This window comes from Pseudoalteromonas sp. SR44-5 (genome assembly GCF_014163675.1).
GTDB lineage: Bacteria > Pseudomonadota > Gammaproteobacteria > Enterobacterales > Alteromonadaceae > Pseudoalteromonas > Pseudoalteromonas rhizosphaerae.
In genome coordinates this window covers 1-20,969 of the sequence record NZ_JACJDT010000062.1, presented here as the reverse complement: position 1 = coordinate 20,969, position 20,969 = coordinate 1, and the positions used below count along the sequence as shown (strand labels likewise).

Here is a 20,969-nt window from a genome sequence, read left to right as displayed (position 1 = left end):
CAACAATTAAATAAGGCCTGATATTTTCTTCTACTTCTCCTGTGCTTATCCATGCATAAGCAGGTAAATTTTTAGCTAATTTATAACCATTTTTATTTATTGCCAGTTCACCGTAGTAAATTCTGTTCTCTGACTTATCTAACCACTCAACCGCTACTTTTTCTGGGAATTTTTGATCGTAAACACCAACCATAGCTCCCGCTGTGGCTCGACAACAAGACATAGTTCCTGCGGGTACATCCCACTTGTCATCAAACTTAATTAAAGTCACAAATATATTATTGCCTTCATCTGTTGAACCCGATACAACCATATAGTCGATTTCACCTGTTGTTGCACAGCCGTCTAGTAATACAGCAAACAAGCTAGTAAGAAGTAACTTTAAGATTTTGTCCATAATCTATATCCATTTATTAATTGTAATTGCCATTGCTCACTCTTTTCAGCTTGTTCTGGCTGATTGTAAAAAAGCTCACGTTGTTGGTTTTTAGTGGTGAATTCAGCGTCTTCTTCAGGGCCATGAGCAATCGCATCAATCGTTGCTGAATATTTAACACTGTGGTGGATGTAATCTTTATATAAAGCCTGCCAGGCATCACTTTGTGGGCCAAAGCTACGGGCGCTATCAACCAGTGCTTTAAGCTCGTTAGGTAAAATATAAGGTATAGCTTGGCCGTCAGCTTGTTTGCGGTTAGCAAGTTCCGTTAAGCTTTGTAGTGGCACGCCTTGGTTAACCGCCGTTTCATGCATTAGCGCTAGGCTATAATGGGGTAAGGTATTATTTAAATTGCGCCGCCAATACGGTTTATAGCCGGTATAAACCGTATACTCTGATTCATTACGAATTCGCTTTGGCTTTCTGTTCATCCTTGGCCTACTTGCTTTAAACTCAATATTAATTGTTGGCCAATAATATTTTTGCTCAAGTGACTTTTTAAGCTGCGCTAATTCTTTATCGTGCTCTGGCTCTCCGGCTTGCCCAGCAATATATTGCCACGGGTATAATATGGTTGTTTCTACGGGGCCATAACCGCCGCCAATATCTGAGTGCACACCCGGTAATTCAATCTCTTGCTGGTTTTTAAGGAGCTGCTTATTACGGGTACGTAATGAGCTGAGTGGAAATTTATCACGCTTTTCATCAAATGCCGCCAAATGCATTACAAACCCCGCACTACTACTTGCTAGATGTAAGTTAACGGGGTAATCAAGTTCATTATTGGCATAAAACTCACTGTGGTTGTTGTCACCATCACCACCAATAGAGGCAACACTGTCAAATAAGCCAACAAAGCGGATAACGGGCTTAATACCGCCCCAATAGTGTGGATTATTTTTATAAATCGCATTCACTTGATTAACAAATGCCCGCGCTTGCGCTGCGCCACGGCTAAAACCAAATACGTCCAGAAATCCAATGCTCATCTTTGAGTATTCTTTGAAAAATTGAACTGTTGTGACTAGAGTCTCTCTAATTCGCTCATCAAAACTAAACGCCAAACCCATATCTAAGGTTGAATCGCTTTCATTTGCTTTAGTGCCAATACCTTCAACATAATAGCGTGATTGATATTTTTGAAAGGGATATAACTCAAACAACTTAACCACATTAGTCGGTTCATTCGCGTCGGTTGAATCTTGTATGTCGTTAAGGCGGTTATTCCCCGTGCCATCAAAAAATACACCAAAGCTAGGGGGCTCTGCGAGCAAGGTTATTTCAATATGACCTTTTGGTAATATTTTATGTTCAAGTAATTGCGGCCCGCCTTTTTCACCAATATTGAATGACCGAACCTTTAACAGGTCGAAATAATCTGCAAAGCTTTGTTCGTTAATAAGGGTTAACTCTGCCTCGCCCGCTATAATTACTTTTAAAGTATAAAGCGCTTGTTGTGACAGGTTTTTAAAGTGGTATTGTTGATTGCCCTGTTGCTCTAAGTCAACCGTACTACCTTGGCTAAACAACTGCGCTTTTATAGCTACATCACCAACCACTTTAACTATAATATTTTTTTGTAACGCACCAACATTTGTTTTTATAACCAGTGTGTTAACTTTATTGACTGCCATGGGCATTGCTTGGCTCATAACTTAGGCTCCATAAACATAAACAAGACGGCTTTTAGTAACCGGCCCTGCAATGCCGTCTACCTGTAGTTGTTGCGCTTGTTGAAATTCCCTCACACCCGCTTTGGTTTTTGCACCATTAATGCCATCAACCTTGCCGCAATTAAACCCCAACATATTACAACGTCCCTGCACGCCAGAAAGCGTGTCGATTGGATCTAGATTGCCTATTTGTACCGCAAAGCTTTTAGTGGGTGTAGTTTCGCCTGCTTTTAAATATAAATCGACCGTGCCAGTAAGTGCGTCGTTATTATTAAGCTCTACTTCGATAAGCCCATCACTTTGCAGAACGGTATCGATTGCTTGGCTACCTATGTTGAGTACAATACGTTTGCCGGTAATGTCATCACCATCTTCATGAATTATTTGCAGGCGAAAATATTCTTTTTCGTTTTGTACAACAAACGTATTTAGACTGTTAGCGCGCAGCGGCATAAACTTTTCTTTTTTAGGTGGAATATTGATGATATCACCCGGAAAAATTAAATTAGGATCGGGCCGTAGTGCTTTAAACTCCGCATTACTGGGATGGTTATATAATGCTGTTGAGGTTTTATAACCATATTGGCGTGCTATGCGTAGCAGTGTTTCGCCTTGTGCGACGGTGTGTTGTTGCGCCATCGTTAAATCCTTTTATACGTCTAAATTAGGTTCCCTCACTGCACCATTTAGGGACAAGTATTTTGTTACATTATACAAAGCTGAAATAATATTCTAGTAAATATTTAACGGGTAAAAATGAAATAGGTTAATATAGATGGGGAATAATGCTGAAAACATTGAACAAAACATAGTTTTATGTTGTTTGAAAAATATACATTATTATAGGGGGAGTTTCTTTGAGTATGAAAAGCCGATTATGCATCGGCTTTTATTTAGATAAACCTAAGTTATTACTGTTATACGGGGTATAAGGTTTTACGCCCAGCCGTCGTAACGTTTGCGGCGCGATAATACGATAGTCAAAATAATACCTAAAAATAAACCTATGAAGGCAATTGCTCCGCCATAAGTTAGTAGCTGACGTTTTTCTTTTGCACCGGCTTGTTGTTTTTCAGTGCGTTCAGCTTCTAAGGTACTTTTTAATTTAGCAATCTGCTCTGATAGAGCACTATTTTGGTCAGTTAAAGTTTGGCTTTGCTCTTGTAGCTGCGGTAATTCAATCTGTGCTTGACGAAGTTGCTCTTGCATTGATGCCATTTCAGCACTGAGTGTGCGGTATTGTTGGTGAATACCTGGAGTTTTAGAAACAAATTTAGCTTCTACCCAGCCTTCTCGTTCTTTATCATCAATAACTTTAACAAAGCCATTTTCTTCAGCAGATAGCTGGGTTAGCTTTGTACCAGCATCAACAGAGCCAATAATGCGATAATTTTTACTCGCGCCAGAGTGCATAAATGTATAAAGATTATCGACTATATAAGCGGTGTTTGCATCGCTAGCTGAATTGCTTTCTTCTGCGTGACTCATAAATGCGGCCGCTGCGAATAGCAAAGCTAATAAAGAATGTTTAAACATCAATCTACCCTGTTAATGTAACCGTCTGTGGGACAGCAATCGTATTATTCATAGTTAAGTATTGAGATAGTATGGATTTAGCGCGCTAATAGCAAGACTGATATTGTAATCATGGCTGCTGTTTGCTGATTCAAATAAGCTAAAAAATTTGCAATGTTGGGCAGCTTTGTTTATTTTGAGCTCTTATTTATTTTAAAGGTAATCCTCAAGCCTAATGGATACTGAGATAGAACTGAAGTTTTTGGTGTCAGACGCCGTAATCCCACTGATCCCCGCGTTAATTACTCAATTTGCAAAAACGGTTACTAATAAACCTTCGCGTAGTTTACAAAATGCTTATTTTGACACGCCAAGCCGTGAATTAAGAGCGCTCGATATCGGTTTTCGTACCCGCTGTGCTGATAATCAATGTGAGCAAACTATCAAGCTTGCTGGAGAAGTTATGGGCGGGTTGCATCAACGACCTGAATATAATTTACCGCTGGAAAGTAGCCGACCAAATATAACTGCATTTGATGCCAGTATTTGGCCGCATGGTATGCAAATAAGTGCAATTGCCGCTAATCTTTATCCTATTTTTAGTACTAACTTCATTCGTCGTACTTGGCTTATTGAAACCGACAGTGGCGCTAAAATTGAAGTAGTGTTAGATAAAGGTGAAGTATCTGCATCGGGTTTGATGGAGCCAATTTGTGAGCTTGAAATTGAACTGGTTGAAGGCAGCCGCGATGAATTATTTGCTTTAGCAGATAAGTTAGTGAGTCAAAGTAATATTCGATTAGGGCTATATTCTAAAGCAGCTCGTGGTTATCGCCTTGCGGATGAAAAACCACTTAAGCCAAGTAAATCAATTGGCTTTGTATCGTTACCTAAATATGCAACACAAGAGCAAGCACTTATAGCCGCAATTGGCTTTGGTATTCGTTTTGTACAAAAACATGAACAGTGTTATTTCGATAAACCGAGTTTAAAGACTCTGAAACGAGTGACCGATGGTATTAGTTTAATCCGTCATACGTTTTGGTTATTTGACGATATTGTTGATAAAAACACCACCGAGCTATTACGCACCGAGCTAAAATGGCTATTAAGTGAATTAGCATGGGTTGAAAACGCGATTCAACTAAAAACCTACACATCTAAGCGCCACGCATACTATAAAAAAATCAACAGTGCACCTGAGTTAACGCAAGTTATTAATGACTTAAAAGAGCTACAGCCAAGTATTGATGATATTAATCGGTTGTTTCATAGCGCTCGCTATAACCGCTTATTATTGTCTTTAACCACCTGGCTGGTGGATAAGCAATGGCGTAAAAGTTGGGGGCAAGTACAGTTTCAAGCAGCTGAAAAACCAGTCGCTGAGATTGCTAATCGATTATTTGAAAAAGATTGGCAAGACCTTCATCAGTTACTGCCAGAACAAAAAACACTGACTGTTAAGGATTACTTGGATTTACGTATGCGTTTAGAAAACAGCTTACTCAGTGGTAACTGTTTAGGTTCGTTATTTGAAAAAGATGAACGCAGTGAGTTTCGTATTCCATGGTTAGATATTTCACACGGCATGTACGAGCTCAGCACGCTTGAGTATCTAAAGCAGTTATGTGCAGGACAAGATGATGAAGAGCTGGCAAAAATTCAAAGCTGGCTTGAAAGAAAGTCTGAATTCTTGGTCGACGCAATGGAACAAAGCCGCTTAGCTTCATATAAAATATCACCTTACTGGCAGTAATCGCGTTTAAGCCAGTACATAGGGAATACACATGGTACGGCGGGTATTATTACTAATGCTGCTCTTTAGTGCCGATGCGCTCAGTGATGTTCAGCATTGGCAACTCTGGAAACAGCATGATGGTGCAAGTGTGTACTACAAAAAACATGATAATGGTATTTTTGAAGTGCAGGCTGAGATCACTATTGAAGGTGTCACGGCCAATGACTTTATGACATTGCTAAGTGATACTAACAGCGCGCCGTTATGGATTGATAATGTTACCCATGTGAAAGTGTTGGAGCGATTAAGTCCCTCAGAAACTATTGTACATACCGAGTTTGAGTCGCCGTGGCCACTCACTGATCGCGATATGGTTAGTTACTCATGCTACCAACAACTGAACGGCACCCAGACTAAGTTAACGATTACAGCAAAAACAGGGGAGCTTGCAAAGCGCCAAGCTGTGATCCGTATCACTGATCTAAAAGCACATTGGTTATTAACTCAACATAGCAGTGAAGGGCAATCATTGTTAACTATAACATATGAAATATACGCTAATCCTGGTGGTGCAATTCCGCATTGGCTAAGCAATAAAGTGGGATTAGAAAGTGCAATGCATACCTTGCTTGCTCTTAAATTACGCCTAATCAATAAAACCTATCAAACCAATCAGCAAGTAAGCCAAGTTGGTAATTGTAGTCACATCAATAAACAATAGCGTGTTAATTCTAACAATTGGTATAATCTGGATAGCTAGTTAACTCCTTGTTACTAATTTGTTTAATTGAACTTTTATTACAAATAATTACAAAAAAAATATTGTTGCTGTAACTTAAATCGGTAATATTCCCGCGCTGGGAACATACTACTTTAAGGACAGTAAAGTGTTTGCATCATCAGTTGCAGGATCAAGCCGTTGGTTTTCATTTGTTAACGAAAGTTGGCGCATCGCTACATTATGGCTAGCGGGTGTTCTATTGTTTATGAGCTTTCGGGTTTTCTTTTTAGTCTACTTTCATGACCGGATCACCACACCAATTGATCTTAACGTTATTTTAAACACCTTAGAAACAGGGTTTGCTTTTGACTCAGCTGCCAGTGGTGTGTGTTTTAGCATTCCTTTTTTATTAAATTGTATTTTACAGCCGATGCGCTTAGGTCATTGGGTAAGAATGGTGCGTAACTTTACGGGTAAGCTTTTTTTTGTAGTCGCTATTTTACTCTGTATAACCAGTATTACGTATATTGCAGAGTACGGTAGCCAATTCAATTACTTTATGTTTGAAGGGTTGCACGATGATCAGCAAGCAATTGCTTTAACCGTGATTGAACAATATCGGCCATGGGGTAGTTTTCTGGGGTTATTAGCACTGTTGGTGGTTGCATTTAAGTTATGCGAGCGCGTTGATAAGCAGTCGAATAGCTTTTTACAGCGCATTTTTACTGACTGTAAATGGAAGCGTACGTTGTTAATTAGCATCATTGTGGTGTTATTTATCTGTGCTATTCGTGGTTCTTTTGAGTCTCGTCCGGCATCACGAAAGTGGTCTGCGGTAACGCCGGACCCATTTATTAATAATTTGGTGATCAATCCATTTCGCAGCTTTTTTTATGCCATTAAAGATTACAACGATCTACAAAGCCATGGCGTAAACGGTGAAAATCCATATTTAAGCCATAACTCAGGGCTTGATGCCTTACCTTTAAATGCGCTGAGTAAACATACGACAGCGCCTTTGTTAGCTGCACCGTCACAGGTATTTGTAATTGTTATGGAAAGTTATGATTCTTGGCCGTTACAACAGAAGTATGCTGCACTTAATTTAACTAATCAGTTAAAAAATCTAGCTAGTAAAGGTATTTACCTAGATAACGTTTTACCTGTAGCTAGCAGTACCATGAATTCGCTATCCAGTATTGTATCTGGGATCCCTTATGCAGGGGTTAATATGAGTTTGATTGGGCCACAAAACCCAAGCAGCAAGCTATCGTTATTTAATCAATTCGAGCAGTTAGGGTACACCAGCCAGTTTTTTTATGGTGGTTTATTATCGTGGCAAAATGTCGGTGAGTACGTTCTATCCCAAGGTGTTGATAAGGTCTATTCAGCTACCGATGCTGGTGGTAAAGGTAGCGCCGGTGTCTGGGGCATTGATGATGGTCAGCTATTTGATTTGGTAGCAGAAAAAACAACGAAAAAAAGTTTTAATGTGATCCTCTCAGGTAGTTATCATGGCCCGTTTAATCTCGATTTAGATAAATATAACTACCCTTATAAGTCGGTTGCAGATTATCCAGCTGAGATAAATAAATTAGCTGGGGAGTTATTAGATCCTTATGTATTAGGGCACTTATGGTATGCAGATAAAATGCTGGGTGAGTTTGTGGCTAAGATGGAGCAACGTTATCCAGATGCATTATTTGTCATTACCGGGGATCATTATAGTCGCCGTAACTTTCATCAGCGCCCAAATTTATATGAGTTAACTCATGTGCCGATAGTGATTTATGGCAAAGGTGTTAGTGCAGATTTAGTGCCTGCCCAACAAGTGGCAAGCCATATGGATATCGCTCCAACATTATTAGATTTAATTGCGCCAGCAAATACTCAGTTTTATAGCATGGGACAATCATTATTTAATGCAGCGCCAGATAGGAGGGTATTTGGTTTTCAAACAATACGTCACAATGAACAGCTCTGGCGTGGTGATTTATCGGCGCTTTATGAGTATTATAGGGTTAATGAGCGGGATAAAACTCAGCTTTTACCGACAACACTATCGCAATTTGTTGAAATTGATGCACAGACAGAGCAAGCATATACCCAGTATATGGCGACAGCTTGGCAGTTATTAACTCAAGGCATGGATTAAGGTAATGGTTTTACCCATCACCCGATAAGCAACACTTACACGCTAAAGATCATAAAATGACTAAACCAGAAATTAACTTAGTAAACAAACCCAACGGCATAGGAATTGGGCGTATTTTAAAAGCAACTAAATGCTCAATTAAAGGTTTTAAAGCCGCATTTAAGGAAGAGTCGGCCTTTCGTAATGAGCTTGCGCTAGGGCTTGTATTATTGCCATTATCATTTTGGCTAGCGCAATCATTACAGCACTGGGTGATACTTATAATCAGCTTTTTGTTATTGTTGATTGTTGAGTTGCTAAATTCAGCAATTGAAGCATTAACAGATCGAGTCGGTGTTGAATATCATGTGTTATCAGGGCGAGCGAAAGATATTGCTTCAGCGGCTGTGACATTAGCACTGATAGTGTTATTTATTGTATGGGCTGTGGCTGGGTATGAAAAGATAATTACATTGATAGGTTAGGAAGTTAGGCAAAACGTTACAGGCTTTGAGCGACAAGCTTCGAATACACCCAAGTCACTTTCTAGAACCGAGCTTTAATTGCGCGGGGTAAACCCGCGCCTACGTCTGGTAGCAGCGAGTTTATCTCGCGATAAACACTTTATCCTTCGCGGTGGCAAGCCACTCGCCTACAAGTAATATCCACCGCGCTCCTGTAGGTCGCCATTTATGGCGACAAGCCTATTTACCTCCGAGGGTAGGAGGCGCTGTGCGCTACACCGAGAAGACAAAAGTAAAGTTAATTACTTACAGGTTTTTCCTCTATGAGCTCGGTGAACTCTGTGGTGAAATTATAAAAAAAATAGGTTTGCACCAAGAGTAGTGAATAAGGGGGGAAATACCACTGGCTTCGAACACGCCCTAACTCCTAGCCACTTCCTAGAACCTAGTTTTAATTGTGCGGGGTAAACCCGCGCCTATGTCTGGTAGCAGCGAGTTTACCTCGCGACAATAACCTAGGCATTTACAACAATATAATCAGCAGGCATAAAAAAAAGCGCCAATTGGCGCTTTTTTTATTCACACAGTGGCTGATATTAAAGACCAGCTGCTGCGCGAAGTGCGTCTGCTTTATCAGTACGTTCCCAAGGGAATTCATCACGACCAAAATGCCCGTAAGCTGCAGTTGGTAGATAAATTGGGCGCTCAAGATCAAGCATTTTAATTAAGCCATATGGACGTAAGTCAAAGTGTTCACGAATCAATTCAATTAAACGTGATTCTTCAAGCTTGCTGGTACCAAATGTTTCAACACTGATTGACGTTGGCTCTGCAACACCGATTGCGTAAGAAACTTGTAGCTCACATTTGTCAGCAAGGCCCGCAGCAACGATGTTTTTAGCAACATAACGTGCAGCGTACGCAGCTGAACGGTCAACTTTTGATGGATCTTTACCAGAGAATGCCCCCCCACCGTGACGAGCCATGCCGCCATAGGTATCAACGATAATTTTACGACCAGTAAGACCACAGTCACCCATTGGGCCACCGATTACAAAACGGCCAGTCGGGTTAATGAAAAACTTAGTTGCACTAGTGATAAGCTCAGCAGGCAGTACCGGCTTGATGATTGTTTCCATCACTGCTTCTACTAAATCTTTTTGTGAAATGTCTTCACTGTGTTGAGTAGAAAGTACTACTGCGTCAATACCTACTGGCTTGCCATTTTCATATGCAAAAGTAACTTGTGATTTTGCATCAGGACGTAACCAGTTTAGCTCGCCGCTTTTACGTACTTGCGCTTGACGCTGTACTAAACGGTGTGAGTAAGTGATTGGTGCAGGCATTAATACTTCAGTTTCGTTACATGCGTAACCAAACATTAGGCCTTGGTCGCCAGCGCCTTGTTCTTCTGGGCTAGTACGGTCAACACCTTGGTTTATGTCAGGAGACTGCTTACCAATCGTGTTTAAAATTGCACACGAGTCTGCATCAAAACCCATATCAGAATGAGTGTAGCCAATTTCACGTACAGTTTTACGTGTGATTTCTTCGATATCAACCCATGCGCTAGTAGTGATTTCACCACCAACCATAACCATACCAGTCTTTACGTAAGTTTCACACGCAACACGGGCATGAGAATCTTGTTCTAAGATGGCATCTAGTACCGCGTCAGAGATTTGGTCCGCGATTTTATCCGGATGACCTTCAGAAACAGATTCAGAAGTAAATAAATGTTTTGCCATTGTCTTTGCTCACAAATATTGCGCTTCACAAACGTCGGTAAGAGCGCTAAAAAATTTAGGGGCGTATTTTATCTAAAACAACGATAGTTGCATAGTGTTTTTACGCCTAGACGTCTAAATAAAATTACTAATAACTTTTTGTTCTTAAAAAAAATTCATAATGCCCAATTTAATCAGGTTTTTAATTGCATACAGCCCCTACAATAAGTAAGAATGGATCTTCAAATGAATACACACAATAACCAGCGCAAATACAGTAAAGGTAGGAGAATCCATGCCGTCTCGCAAAGAACTTGCAAATGCTATTCGCGTCTTATCAATGGACGCAGTACAAAAGGCCAAATCTGGCCACCCTGGAGCCCCTATGGGCATGGCTGATATCGCAGAAGTACTATGGCGCGATTATCTAAACCACAACCCAACAAATCCAGAGTGGGTAGATAGAGATCGATTTATACTTTCCAATGGCCACGGTTCAATGCTTATTTATTCTCTATTGCATTTAAGTGGTTATGATTTACCAATTGAGGAAATTAAAAACTTCCGTCAAATGCATTCAAAAACACCAGGTCACCCAGAATATGGGTATGCGCCAGGTATTGAGACTACTACGGGCCCACTTGGTCAAGGGATCACTAACGCGGTAGGTATGGCGATTGCTGAAAAAGCATTAGCCGCGCAATTTAACCGCGAAGGTCATGATATTGTTGATCACCACACATATACTTTCTTAGGCGATGGTTGCTTAATGGAAGGTATTTCTCATGAAGCATGTTCACTTGCCGGCACATTAGGCCTAGGTAAGCTTGTTGCGTTTTGGGATGACAACGGTATTTCAATTGATGGTGAAGTTGAAGGTTGGTTTAGCGATGATACACCTGCACGCTTTAAAGCCTACGGTTGGCATGTAGTAAGTGACGTTGATGGCCATGACTCAGACGCTATCCGCGCAGCCATCGAAGAAGCACGCAGCATCACCGACAAACCAACACTAATTTGTTGTAAAACAGTTATCGGTTATGGTTCACCAAATAAATCAGGTAGCCATGATTGTCACGGCGCACCACTAGGTGAAGACGAAATCAAAGCAGCACGCGAGTTCCTTGGTTGGACTGGTGAAGCATTTGAAATCCCAGCTGATATTTATGCACAATGGGATGGCAAAGAAAAGGGTAAACAACTTGAAGCTAACTGGGATGAAAAATTTGCCGCGTACGCCGCTGCACACCCAGAACTAGCTGCTGAATTTAAACGCCGTACTAGTAGTGAGTTGCCAGCAGATTGGGCTGAAAAATCACAAGCATATATTGAGCAACTAGACGCAAATCCAGCAAACCCAGCATCACGTAAGGCATCGCAAGACGCACTGAATGCATTTGGTCCATTACTGCCTGAATTTATGGGCGGATCAGCTGATTTAGCCGGTTCTAACCTGACTATTTGGAAAGGCTCTAAAGGCTTAACACGCGATGATGCCAGCGGTAACTACATCTATTACGGTGTACGTGAGTTTGGTATGTCGGCGATTATGAATGGTATTGCATTGCATAAAGGCTTTATTCCTTACGGCGCAACTTTCCTAATGTTTATGGAATATGCACGTAATGCTGTTCGTATGGCTGCACTTATGAAAGTGCCAAGCATTTTTGTATACACACACGATTCAATCGGTTTAGGTGAAGATGGTCCAACTCACCAACCAGTAGAGCAAATTGCTAGCATGCGTTTAACGCCAAACTTAGTTAACTGGCGCCCGTGTGACCAAGTTGAGTCTGCGATTGCATGGCAACAAGCGATTGAACGCCAAGATGGTCCAACATCACTTATCTTTACTCGCCAAGGCCTTGAGCAACAAACTCGCTCTGCGCAGCAATTAAGCGACGTGAAAAAAGGTGGTTATGTGCTGAGCTGTGATGGCGAGCCTGAGCTTATCTTAATCGCAACTGGTTCTGAGGTGCAATTAGCACAAGATTCAGCCGCGCAACTGCGTAAGCAAGGTAAAAAAGTACGTGTTGTCTCTATGCCATCGACCGATGTATTTGATGCACAAGACGCTGCTTATAAAGAAAGTGTACTACCAGCTGCAGTTTCACGCCGCGTAGCCGTAGAAGCAGGTATTGCTGACTACTGGTATAAATATGTAGGTTTAAACGGCGCAGTAGTAGGTATGACCACCTTTGGTGAGTCAGCCCCTGCAAATGAGCTGTTTGAGCACTTTGGCTTCACGGTAGAAAACATCGTAAACAAAGCTAACGAATTGTTTTAATCTTTACGATTGAAATTTAAAAGCCCGCACTGTGTTAAACGCAGTGCGGGCTTTTTTATACAGAGCTGTAAGCTTTAAGCCGTCAGCTATCAGTTTTAAGTCTGAGGCGCAGTGCTAGGGAAAAGCCGTAGGAGGGTGCTTTAGCCCCGATTGTATGGTGTTCAAATTGCCTTATCTGATTTTGCTTTAAGCTGAACAAAAACTTAGTGATAGTAATATCTTAGCTAATTTGTTAAAACTATAATAATTTAGAAAGATGAGCGTTAAATCAGCAGGAATATTAACGATTAGCGCATTATAAAATGTTATGAGTTAGAGTGAATTATGGAATCACAGGTAGAGCTAGCAGAAAAATCAGCTCGATTTATGAAGCTTCTTCCCGCTGGGGCTGATAGTGCGCTTATTGTGTTAAAGGGGCACCTTCTGATAGAGGAGTTACTTACTGATTTGCTCAAAGAGAAACTAGCACAGGGGAACCCTCTAGAAATAAAAATTGGCCAAAATACGATGTTTGCTCAAAAACTCAATCTTTGCTGGGCCCTTGTACAGAAAGATATAAAGCTGGAAATTTGGCCTTTTCTCAAAGAGTTAAATGCAATAAGAAATAAAATGGCTCATGCTGTTGAACCTAAATGCATAGACGAAAAAATAGAAGCATTTACTGAAATGGTATCTAGCTATGATCACTATATGATGCCTAAATCTAGAGGTAGCGATCTCGAATTCAGTATTGCATGGTTGCATATTGTATTAAGCCAGTATTTACATCATGTTAAAAACTCATAACAATCAAATTAATACTACCTCCGCAAGTTGTCTTTTTTTGCAGAGCAAAAAAACAACCATTTCGCTTCGGCGAATTATTTAGGCGTTACCACTGTTTATCACAGCTAAAAAAGCGGTGATTTAATTATTTATTTAACTCTTAAGCATTTTACGCGCTAAAGCACGACCTACAATGTAAGCCCGAAGCCCATGAGTATTTTTCATTACTATGACTCTTCCCTTGCAAGCTTTTTGAGTATCAGGCACTGTGGGGGTAATCAAATTATAAATACTATAAACAGGAGTGAGGATGTCTCAGTTTGATAATGTAAGTGTTGTTAAAACAGCGAACGTATATTTTGACGGTAAAGTATCAAGTCGTACCGTGGTTTTTGCTGATGGCAGCACTAAAACGTTAGGTTTTATGCAACCGGGTGAGTTTGAATTTGCTACGAGCAAAAAAGAATTGATGGAATTAAACGGCGGCCAGTGGGATGTATTACTCCCTGGTGAGACGAAATGGCAAACGATGTCAGCAGGGGAGTCTTTTAACGTTGATGCTAACGTTACCTTCCAAGTAAAAGTGACTGACTTTGCTGATTACTGTTGTTCGTATACTTAACATACAAATTAAGTGACACGCTGAAAGCCCGCCATGCGCGGGCTTTTGCATATTTAATGTGACTAAATTGATCTACATCAGCTGTAATAACAAATAAATTTCATATTTATGCTTTTCTGCCTTGTGTTAATCTAAATAGCCCCCAATACTAGTTATGAGGTAACATAAAAAAGGATACCCTATGAAAATTAATCTTTCTGGTCACCATGTTGACGTTACTGACTCTATTAGAGAGCACATCAACGAAAAATTTTCAAAAATTGCGAGTCATTTTCCATCTCTGATCGCACTAGATATCATTCTTTCAAAAGAGCATCATAAGCTCCAAGCAGAAATCAGTACCATATACGAAGGCGCGCGTTTATCCGTTAAAGGTGAGAACGAGGTTCTTTATCCAGCTATTGCAAACGCGGCTAAAAAACTCGATGCAGCACTAAAGCATCGTAAAGGCCAAATTAAAGCCAATTTACATGAAAAACCGGTGAGCACTACACCTGAAATTGCTCATGAAATTATTCAAGAAATGGACCTACGTTAAATAATAAAGACGCTAGATCCTAGGCAACTAGGATCTAGCGATTTACATCTAAAGGACTAGTCCTCTAAACCTCCGCTCTACTCTTTATTTCTTAATTAAAACGCTGTAACTTGCTTATTATTAACCATAAGTAATAAGTACACAGATGCAGTCAGCAGTATCAATTTGGCAAACTCGTTTAAACGCACTAGGTCCCGGTATTTTAATGGCGACTGCTGCAATTGGTGGCTCACATTTAGTGGCATCAACGCAAGCAGGGGCTATTTTTGGCTGGCAGCTATTTTGGTTAATCCTCGTTGTTAACGTGCTTAAGTATCCGTTTTTCCGCTTTGGTATCGAGTACACGCTAGCCACAAAAAAAAGCTTAGTTGAAGGCTATCAAAGTAAAGGCCCGTGGTTTTTTTATAGTTTTATTGGCTTAAATATTATTGCTGCGGTGGTCAATACTGCCGGTGTGCTGCTATTAACGGCCAGTTTATTACACTACGCTTTACCCATTGCTATTTCAGTGACTTTACTGTGTTGGTTGATCCTCGCCGTTTGCTTAGTCATTTTATTACTCGGGCACTTTAAAGCACTCGATAACGTCGCAAAGGCTATTATGGGGCTACTTACATTAGCAACAGTCATTGCCCTAGCTATTGCATTTAGTAACGGCCCAATGGCACCTGCTGATTACGTTGGCCCATCTCCCTATGAACTTGCTATGCTGGGTTTTATGGTGGCATTGATGGGTTGGATGCCTGCACCGATTGAAATCTCAGCATTAAGCTCATTGTGGCTTAAAGAAAAACAAAGCCAACAAACGGTAACTAGAGCGCAGGGGTTATTTGATTTTAATTTAGGTTATTGGTTAACCGCAGGGCTGGCATTAGTATTCTTTTCACTTGGTGTGCTAGTGCAATACGGGCAAAGCGCGAATATAGAGCTCGGCGGCGTGGCATTTGCTAAACAGCTTATTGATATGTATGCCCTTACCATAGGTGAATGGGCACGACCATTAGTTTCAATTATCGCGTTTTTGTGTATGTTTGGCACAACTTTAACCGTGCTTGATGGCTACGCCCGCACATTAAACGAATCACACAAGTTATTAGGTTTTAAACAAAGTAAGCACAGCTTAAATATCTGGTTGATAGTACAGTCTTTGGCGGGGATGGCGGTGATCTTATTCTTTAAATCAGCCCTTGGCCCTATGCTTACTTTTGCTATGACGCTAGCATTTTTGACCACGCCGATTTTTGCATGGCTGAACTTCAGCTTAGTTCGCTCAGTGCCAAGTATTCAGCATTCCAAACTAATACAAAGCTTGAGCTGGTTAGGACTGATTTATTTAGTTGGCTTTGCGTTGGTATTTTTGGTTTGGAAGCTTGGTTAACAGCAAAGTAGTTAATTGGAGTTTGCGCGGGGTAAATCCGCGCCTACGTATTGGTAGCAGCGAGTTTACCTCACCACGGGCTGCGAGCTTCGAATACTAGCACCTAGCCACTACCTAAAACCTAGCTCCTATTTTTCAATTACTTCAGGCTTACTTGAAAAAATCATCGTCGTTTTTAGCAAGCATAGCTTCAATATCTTCAATCATATCTTGGCTTAAATCATCTGCAGAGGTAATTGGTGCAGAGATTTTATTGTTTTCAAACGACCATTCGCCTAAATCAATTAACTGACAGCGTTTTGAACAAAAAGGGCGGTGCGGACTTTTTTCTGACCATTCGACTTGGGTTTTACACGTTGGGCAGCTTACAACTGTTGGCATAACATCTTCTCATACATATTGTTTACGATTTATAACTCTAAAACCTAGAACCCTAGGTTTTAGGAGCTTAAAAACTAGTTACTCGGTTTATCTCGGCTAATGAAGTCATACCGGCGGCAGCTTTTCTGAGGCCTGATAAACGCAAGTTATTAAAGCCTGACTTTAACGATACTTCAGCAATTTCTAGTGAATTACCGCCACGCATAATGATTTGCGCTATTTCTGGAGTAATCTGCATTACTTCATAAATACCCACACGACCTTTGTAGCCATCAGTGCAACTATCGCAGCCTTTGGGAGCAAATAAAGTGAGTTCAGTTATTTGTTCAGGGCTAAAACCTTGGCGTTGTAACTCTTCGTCCGGTAAGCTTTCTGGTGCTTTACATTTAGGGCATAAACGTCGAGCTAAGCGCTGTGCGATAATTAAGCTAATCGAGCTGGCAACGTTATAAGCAGGTACACCCATATTAAGTAAACGGGTTAGGGTTTCAGGAGCAGAGTTAGTATGTAAGGTCGATAATACCAAGTGACCAGTTTGCGCCGCTTTGATAGAAATTTCAGCGGTTTCAAGATCACGGATCTCACCGACCATCACCACATCAGGATCTTGACGTAAAAACGCTTTTAGCGCATTAGCAAAGGTCATCTCTGCGCGCGGGTTAATTTGTACTTGGTTGATACCTTCAAGGTTAATTTCAACCGGATCTTCTGCAGTGCTAATATTACGCTCTGGTTGGTTAAGAATATTCAAACCAGTGTAAAGCGATACTGTTTTACCCGAGCCGGTAGGGCCGGTAACTAAAATCATGCCTTGCGGTTGTTGCAGCGCATCCATATAGAGCTTTTTCTGCTCAGGTTCGTAACCCAGTACATCAATGCCAAGCATGGCACTGGATGAATCAAGGATACGCATTACTATTTTTTCGCCCCACAAAGTCGGCAGCGTACTTACCCGGAAATCGATACTTTTACGTTCGGTGATTTTAAGTTTGATACGGCCATCTTGTGGTTTACGTTTTTCGGCAATATCTAAGCGTGCCATTACTTTTATCCGCGCTGATAAACGCGTAGCTAAGCTGTTCGGCGGGCTGGCCATTTCATGTAAAATGCCATCGATACGAAAACGCACGCGGTATTTATGTTCGTAAGGTTCAAAGTGTAAATCCGAGGCGCCTTTTTTAATTGCATCCATCAAAATTTTATTGATGTAGACGATAATTGGGGCATCGTCTTTTTCGTCTTCGCCGTTGTTTTGTATTTCGCGAGGGCTTTCGGTATCTAACTCACTAAATTCTTTAAATTCTTCATCGCTTAAATGCAAACTACCAGAGGCATCAAGCAATTGCTCTATTTTGGCTTCAAGCTGGCGATAATCAACAACGACCACCTCACAGGCAAGCCCTGTACTGAATTCAAAGTTTTCAAAAGCACCATAATCAGTCGGATCCGACGCGGCAATGTAGAGTTTACGGCCTTTTTTAATTAAAGGCAGAATATGATGATCTTTGATCAGTTTTTCTTTAACAAGCTCTTTGGGGATCAGCTCGACGTCAAACTCACGTATATCAAAATAAGGCACTCGGAATAAGTCGATGCATTGCTCGGCAAGTTCATGACCATCAATACCGCTGCATTTTGCGATCAACTCTGCAGTTGAGCCATACTCACGTTGTTTGAGTTTGACTGTTTCTGCGTCAATACGGCCAAGCGTAATAAACTTTCTAAGTAATGGTGAATTAATATTCATTGCGCACCTTGGTTAGATCCTTTCATAGCCAGCAATTTATCAGAAAAAAGAATGGTATAACATCAGTCTTGTCGATTTAAGGTAATTTGACAACAAAAAGCTAAAAAGTTTTTGTTTATCACAACCGTTATCATCTTTATGAGTTAGCTTTAGCCGTTAGTTGTAAGTAGTTTTGATGAAGTTGCATTATATCCTGCTCAACTAAATGCAATGGGCGGTTGTTATCAATCACATCGTCAGCTCGGTGGCGTTTATCCTCGCGTGACATTTGTGCGGCGATAATACTGCGTGCTTGCTGCTCAGAGGTGTTATCGCGGGCGATAGTACGCTTGAGTTGTATTTCTACAGGAACGTCAATCACTAAAGTGCGATCACAATATTGCTCAAGACCATTTTCAAATAACAGTGGTGCGACGAGTACCACATATGCGCTGTTTGCAGAGTGTAAATCAGTAAGAGTTTTTTCACGGATCAGTGGATGCAGTAAATTATTAAGCCAAGTTTTTTGCGCTGTATCAGCAAAAATAATCTCACGTAATTGCGCCCGGTTTAAACTGCCGTCGGGGTTTAGCACTTGGGCACCAAAATGCTCACTAATGGCAGCTAAACCAGGGCTATGCGGTTTGACTACGTGGCGTGCAATAATATCAGCATCAACTACGGTAATAGCGAGTTTTTCAAACATGGCACTAACGGCGCTTTTTCCGCAACCAATACCGCCGGTTAAGCCCAGCACCCAATTTTTCATCGGTTTATGAGTGGATGCATTCATATTAATAACCTAACAAATTAAAATAAAATACTTGGATTTGTGTGCCCCATAACAAAGTAACCCAACCTGCAATGGCTAAATAAGGCCCAAATGGAATTGGCGTGGCTTTATCTTTGCCTTGAATACTCAATAACGCGATACCAATAATAGCGCCCACTACACTCGATAATAAAACAATGGTGAGTAATGATTGCCAGCCAAGCAATGCGCCAAATACCGCCAGTAATTTAAAATCACCATAGCCCATGCCTTCTTTACCGGTGATCAGTTTAAATAGCCAAAATACGCTCCAGAGGCTTAAGTAACCACATGCTGCACCAATAATGGCATCTGTTGGGGAGATAGTGATGCCCATTACCGCAGCAATTAATGCTAACCAGACTAAAGGTAAGGTGAGTTGGTCAGGCAGTAGCATATGATCAATGTCAATAAAGGTCAGGGCGACGAGCACCCAAGTAATTAAAATATACAGTAGTGCCTGCTCAGTCGCGCCAAAGGTGTAGGCCACTATTAAGCTTAAAACCGCAGTAAGCATTTCAACAATTGGGTAACGTACTGAAATTGGGTTACTGCAACTGGCGCAGCGACCTTTTAACAATAACCAGCTAATAACAGGAATGTTTTGCCAAGGCTTAATTGCCGTTTTGCATTTTGGGCAGGTCGAGTTGGGCTTGATCAGATTAAACTCAGTTTCTGTATTATCAGCTTTTGTAGGTTTTAAATCGTCAGCCAGTAAAACACGGCATTCTGTTTGCCATTCACGTTGCATCATTATCGGCAACCGGTAAATAACTACATTCAAAAAACTGCCAATACACAGGCTCACTAAGCCAACAGTGAGTAAATAAAACCATAATTGGTTTTGCATAACAGTGATTATATCGAGAAAGAAATTTTGCATTCGCTAAAACCTAAAATCTAAAAACTACTAAAAGCCCGCACTTACGTGTATGTAGCAGCGAGTTTATCTCGTGACTGTTTATACATTTACACCGATAAACTTATTTTACCACCGAGGGCACAAAGACGCTGCGCGCTACACAGAGAAACCAAAGTAAAAAATCACTTATTTTTTCTCTGTGTTCTCGGTGGTGAATTAATCACTGACAGAACTTGAATCTATTGCGTAGGGTAAACCCGCGCCTACGCATTGTTAGCTGCGAGTTTACCTCGCGACTGTTTATACATTTACACCGATAAACCTATTTTACCACCGAGGGCACAAAGGCGCTGCGCGCTACACAGAGAAACCAAAGTAAAAAATCACTTATTTCTTCTCTGTGAACTCGGTGGTGAATTAATCACTGACAGAACTTTAATCTAATTGCGCGGGGTAAACCCGCACCTACGCATTGGTAGCAGCGAGTTTACCTCGCGACTGTTTATACATTTACACCGATAAACCTATTTTACCATAGAGGGCACAAAGGCGCTGCGCGCTACACAGAGAAACCAAAGTAAAAAATCACTTATTTTTTCTCTGTGTTCTCGGTGGTGAATTAATCACTGACAGAACTTGAATCTATTGCGCGGGGTAACCCCGCGCCTACGTATTGGTAGCAGCGAATTTATCTCGCGACTGTTTATACATTTACACAAACAAACTTATTTTACCACCGAGGGCAGGAGACGCTGCGCGCTATACAGAGAAACCAAAGTAAAAAATCACTTATTTCTTCTCTGTGTTCTCAGTGGTGAATTAATCACTGAAAGAACTTGAATCTATTCGCGGGGTAAACCCGCGCCTACGCATTGGTAGCAGCGAGTTTACCTCGCGACAATGAGATTATTTTCGCGGTGGCAAGCCACTCGCCTACAAGTAATGTCCACAATCAAAAACCTTTCTGCACAAAGAGTAGTGAATGAGAGAAAATGAGAAAAGCGCCACTGGCTTCGAATACACCCTAGCCACTTCCTAGAACCTATTTTTACAATTACTTCTTTAAAGCGCAGCGTTTCTTAATCTCTGTGGTGAATAAATCACTTAAATAAAAAAGATGTTTCATTGCTTAATATAAATTAGGAACATTTTTGCTTACAGCTTACAGCTTACAGCTTACAGCTTACAGCT

At 41.0% G+C, this 20,969-nt stretch carries 18 protein-coding genes; 9 read left to right on the top strand and 9 right to left on the bottom strand.

All coding sequences use genetic code 11. The features are described 5' to 3' along the window. The 4 genes from H5154_RS21170 to H5154_RS21155 all read right to left on the bottom strand — a co-directional run. On the bottom strand, positions 1-397 hold a 397-nt coding region (locus H5154_RS21170), incomplete at its 3' end, for a DUF2931 domain-containing protein (protein WP_182719529.1). Further along, on the bottom strand, positions 382-2,088 hold the full coding sequence (locus tag H5154_RS21165) for a DUF2235 domain-containing protein (protein WP_182719528.1): 1,707 nt from the start codon (positions 2,086-2,088) through the stop codon (positions 382-384). The genes H5154_RS21165 and H5154_RS21170, both read right to left, overlap by 16 nt. Before the next feature lie 3 nt (positions 2,089-2,091). Beyond that, a complete protein-coding gene (locus H5154_RS21160; protein ID WP_182719527.1) occupies positions 2,092-2,748 on the bottom strand; it encodes a peptidoglycan-binding protein in 657 nt (218 codons plus the stop codon). 297 nt (positions 2,749-3,045) lie between these two features. Further along, a complete protein-coding gene (locus H5154_RS21155) occupies positions 3,046-3,645 on the bottom strand; it encodes a TIGR04211 family SH3 domain-containing protein (protein WP_149981356.1) in 600 nt (199 codons plus the stop codon). A 214-nt stretch (positions 3,646-3,859) separates the two neighbouring features. On the opposite strand from H5154_RS21155, the gene H5154_RS21150 reads away from it, so the two are divergent. The 4 genes from H5154_RS21150 to H5154_RS21135 all read left to right on the top strand — a co-directional run bounded on the left by H5154_RS21150 (position 3,860) and on the right by H5154_RS21135 (position 8,702). Continuing rightward, entirely contained in the window at positions 3,860-5,380 is a 1,521-nt protein-coding gene (locus H5154_RS21150) for a CYTH and CHAD domain-containing protein (RefSeq protein WP_182719526.1), read from the top strand. 31 nt (positions 5,381-5,411) lie between these two features. Continuing rightward, positions 5,412-6,083, top strand: a complete 672-nt coding sequence (locus H5154_RS21145) for an START domain-containing protein (RefSeq protein ID WP_182719525.1) — start codon at positions 5,412-5,414, stop codon at positions 6,081-6,083. A gap of 166 nt (positions 6,084-6,249) precedes the next feature. Beyond that, positions 6,250-8,238, top strand: coding sequence for an LTA synthase family protein (locus H5154_RS21140; protein WP_182719524.1), 1,989 nt, complete (start codon positions 6,250-6,252; stop codon positions 8,236-8,238). 56 nt (positions 8,239-8,294) lie between these two features. Further along, positions 8,295-8,702, top strand: a complete 408-nt coding sequence (locus H5154_RS21135; RefSeq protein WP_182719523.1) for a diacylglycerol kinase — start codon at positions 8,295-8,297, stop codon at positions 8,700-8,702. Positions 8,703-9,277: 575 nt separating this feature from the next. Here H5154_RS21135 and metK read toward each other — a convergent pair. Beyond that, a complete protein-coding gene (gene metK, locus H5154_RS21130) occupies positions 9,278-10,429 on the bottom strand; it encodes a methionine adenosyltransferase (RefSeq protein WP_149981353.1) in 1,152 nt (383 codons plus the stop codon). Positions 10,430-10,703: 274 nt separating this feature from the next. Here metK and tkt point away from each other — a divergent pair, with 274 nt between their 5' ends. The 5 genes from tkt (at position 10,704) to H5154_RS21105 (ending at position 15,998) form a co-directional block, all read left to right on the top strand. Then, positions 10,704-12,695 (top strand): transketolase, encoded by a 1,992-nt coding sequence (gene tkt / locus H5154_RS21125; RefSeq protein WP_182719522.1) that lies wholly within the window; start codon positions 10,704-10,706, stop codon positions 12,693-12,695. A gap of 324 nt (positions 12,696-13,019) precedes the next feature. Beyond that, the gene (locus H5154_RS21120) at positions 13,020-13,481 is read left to right on the top strand and encodes a hypothetical protein (RefSeq protein ID WP_182719521.1); all 462 of its coding nucleotides are present in this window, start codon (positions 13,020-13,022) and stop codon (positions 13,479-13,481) included. 289 nt (positions 13,482-13,770) lie between these two features. Further along, on the top strand, positions 13,771-14,082 hold the full coding sequence (locus H5154_RS21115) for a pyrimidine/purine nucleoside phosphorylase (protein WP_145235187.1): 312 nt from the start codon (positions 13,771-13,773) through the stop codon (positions 14,080-14,082). Between the two features lie 181 nt (positions 14,083-14,263). Continuing rightward, the gene (hpf, locus tag H5154_RS21110) at positions 14,264-14,620 is read left to right on the top strand and encodes a ribosome hibernation-promoting factor, HPF/YfiA family (protein ID WP_145235189.1); all 357 of its coding nucleotides are present in this window, start codon (positions 14,264-14,266) and stop codon (positions 14,618-14,620) included. A 205-nt stretch (positions 14,621-14,825) separates the two neighbouring features. Further along, complete coding sequence (locus H5154_RS21105; protein ID WP_149981419.1) at positions 14,826-15,998, top strand: NRAMP family divalent metal transporter; 1,173 nt, start codon at positions 14,826-14,828, stop codon at positions 15,996-15,998. Positions 15,999-16,148: 150 nt separating this feature from the next. Here H5154_RS21105 and yacG read toward each other — a convergent pair whose 3' ends face one another. The 4 genes from yacG to H5154_RS21085 all read right to left on the bottom strand — a co-directional run bounded on the left by yacG (position 16,149) and on the right by H5154_RS21085 (position 19,799). Then, on the bottom strand, positions 16,149-16,379 hold the full coding sequence (gene yacG, locus H5154_RS21100; RefSeq protein WP_149981349.1) for a DNA gyrase inhibitor YacG: 231 nt from the start codon (positions 16,377-16,379) through the stop codon (positions 16,149-16,151). A 67-nt stretch (positions 16,380-16,446) separates the two neighbouring features. Continuing rightward, complete coding sequence (gene pilB, locus H5154_RS21095) at positions 16,447-18,126, bottom strand: type IV-A pilus assembly ATPase PilB (RefSeq protein WP_182719520.1); 1,680 nt, start codon at positions 18,124-18,126, stop codon at positions 16,447-16,449. Positions 18,127-18,262: 136 nt separating this feature from the next. Next, entirely contained in the window at positions 18,263-18,898 is a 636-nt protein-coding gene (gene coaE / locus H5154_RS21090) for a dephospho-CoA kinase (RefSeq protein ID WP_182719519.1), read from the bottom strand. Position 18,899: 1 nt separating this feature from the next. Next, entirely contained in the window at positions 18,900-19,799 is a 900-nt protein-coding gene (locus H5154_RS21085; protein WP_310736628.1) for an A24 family peptidase, read from the bottom strand. Between the last annotated feature and the right edge of the window lie 1,170 nt (positions 19,800-20,969).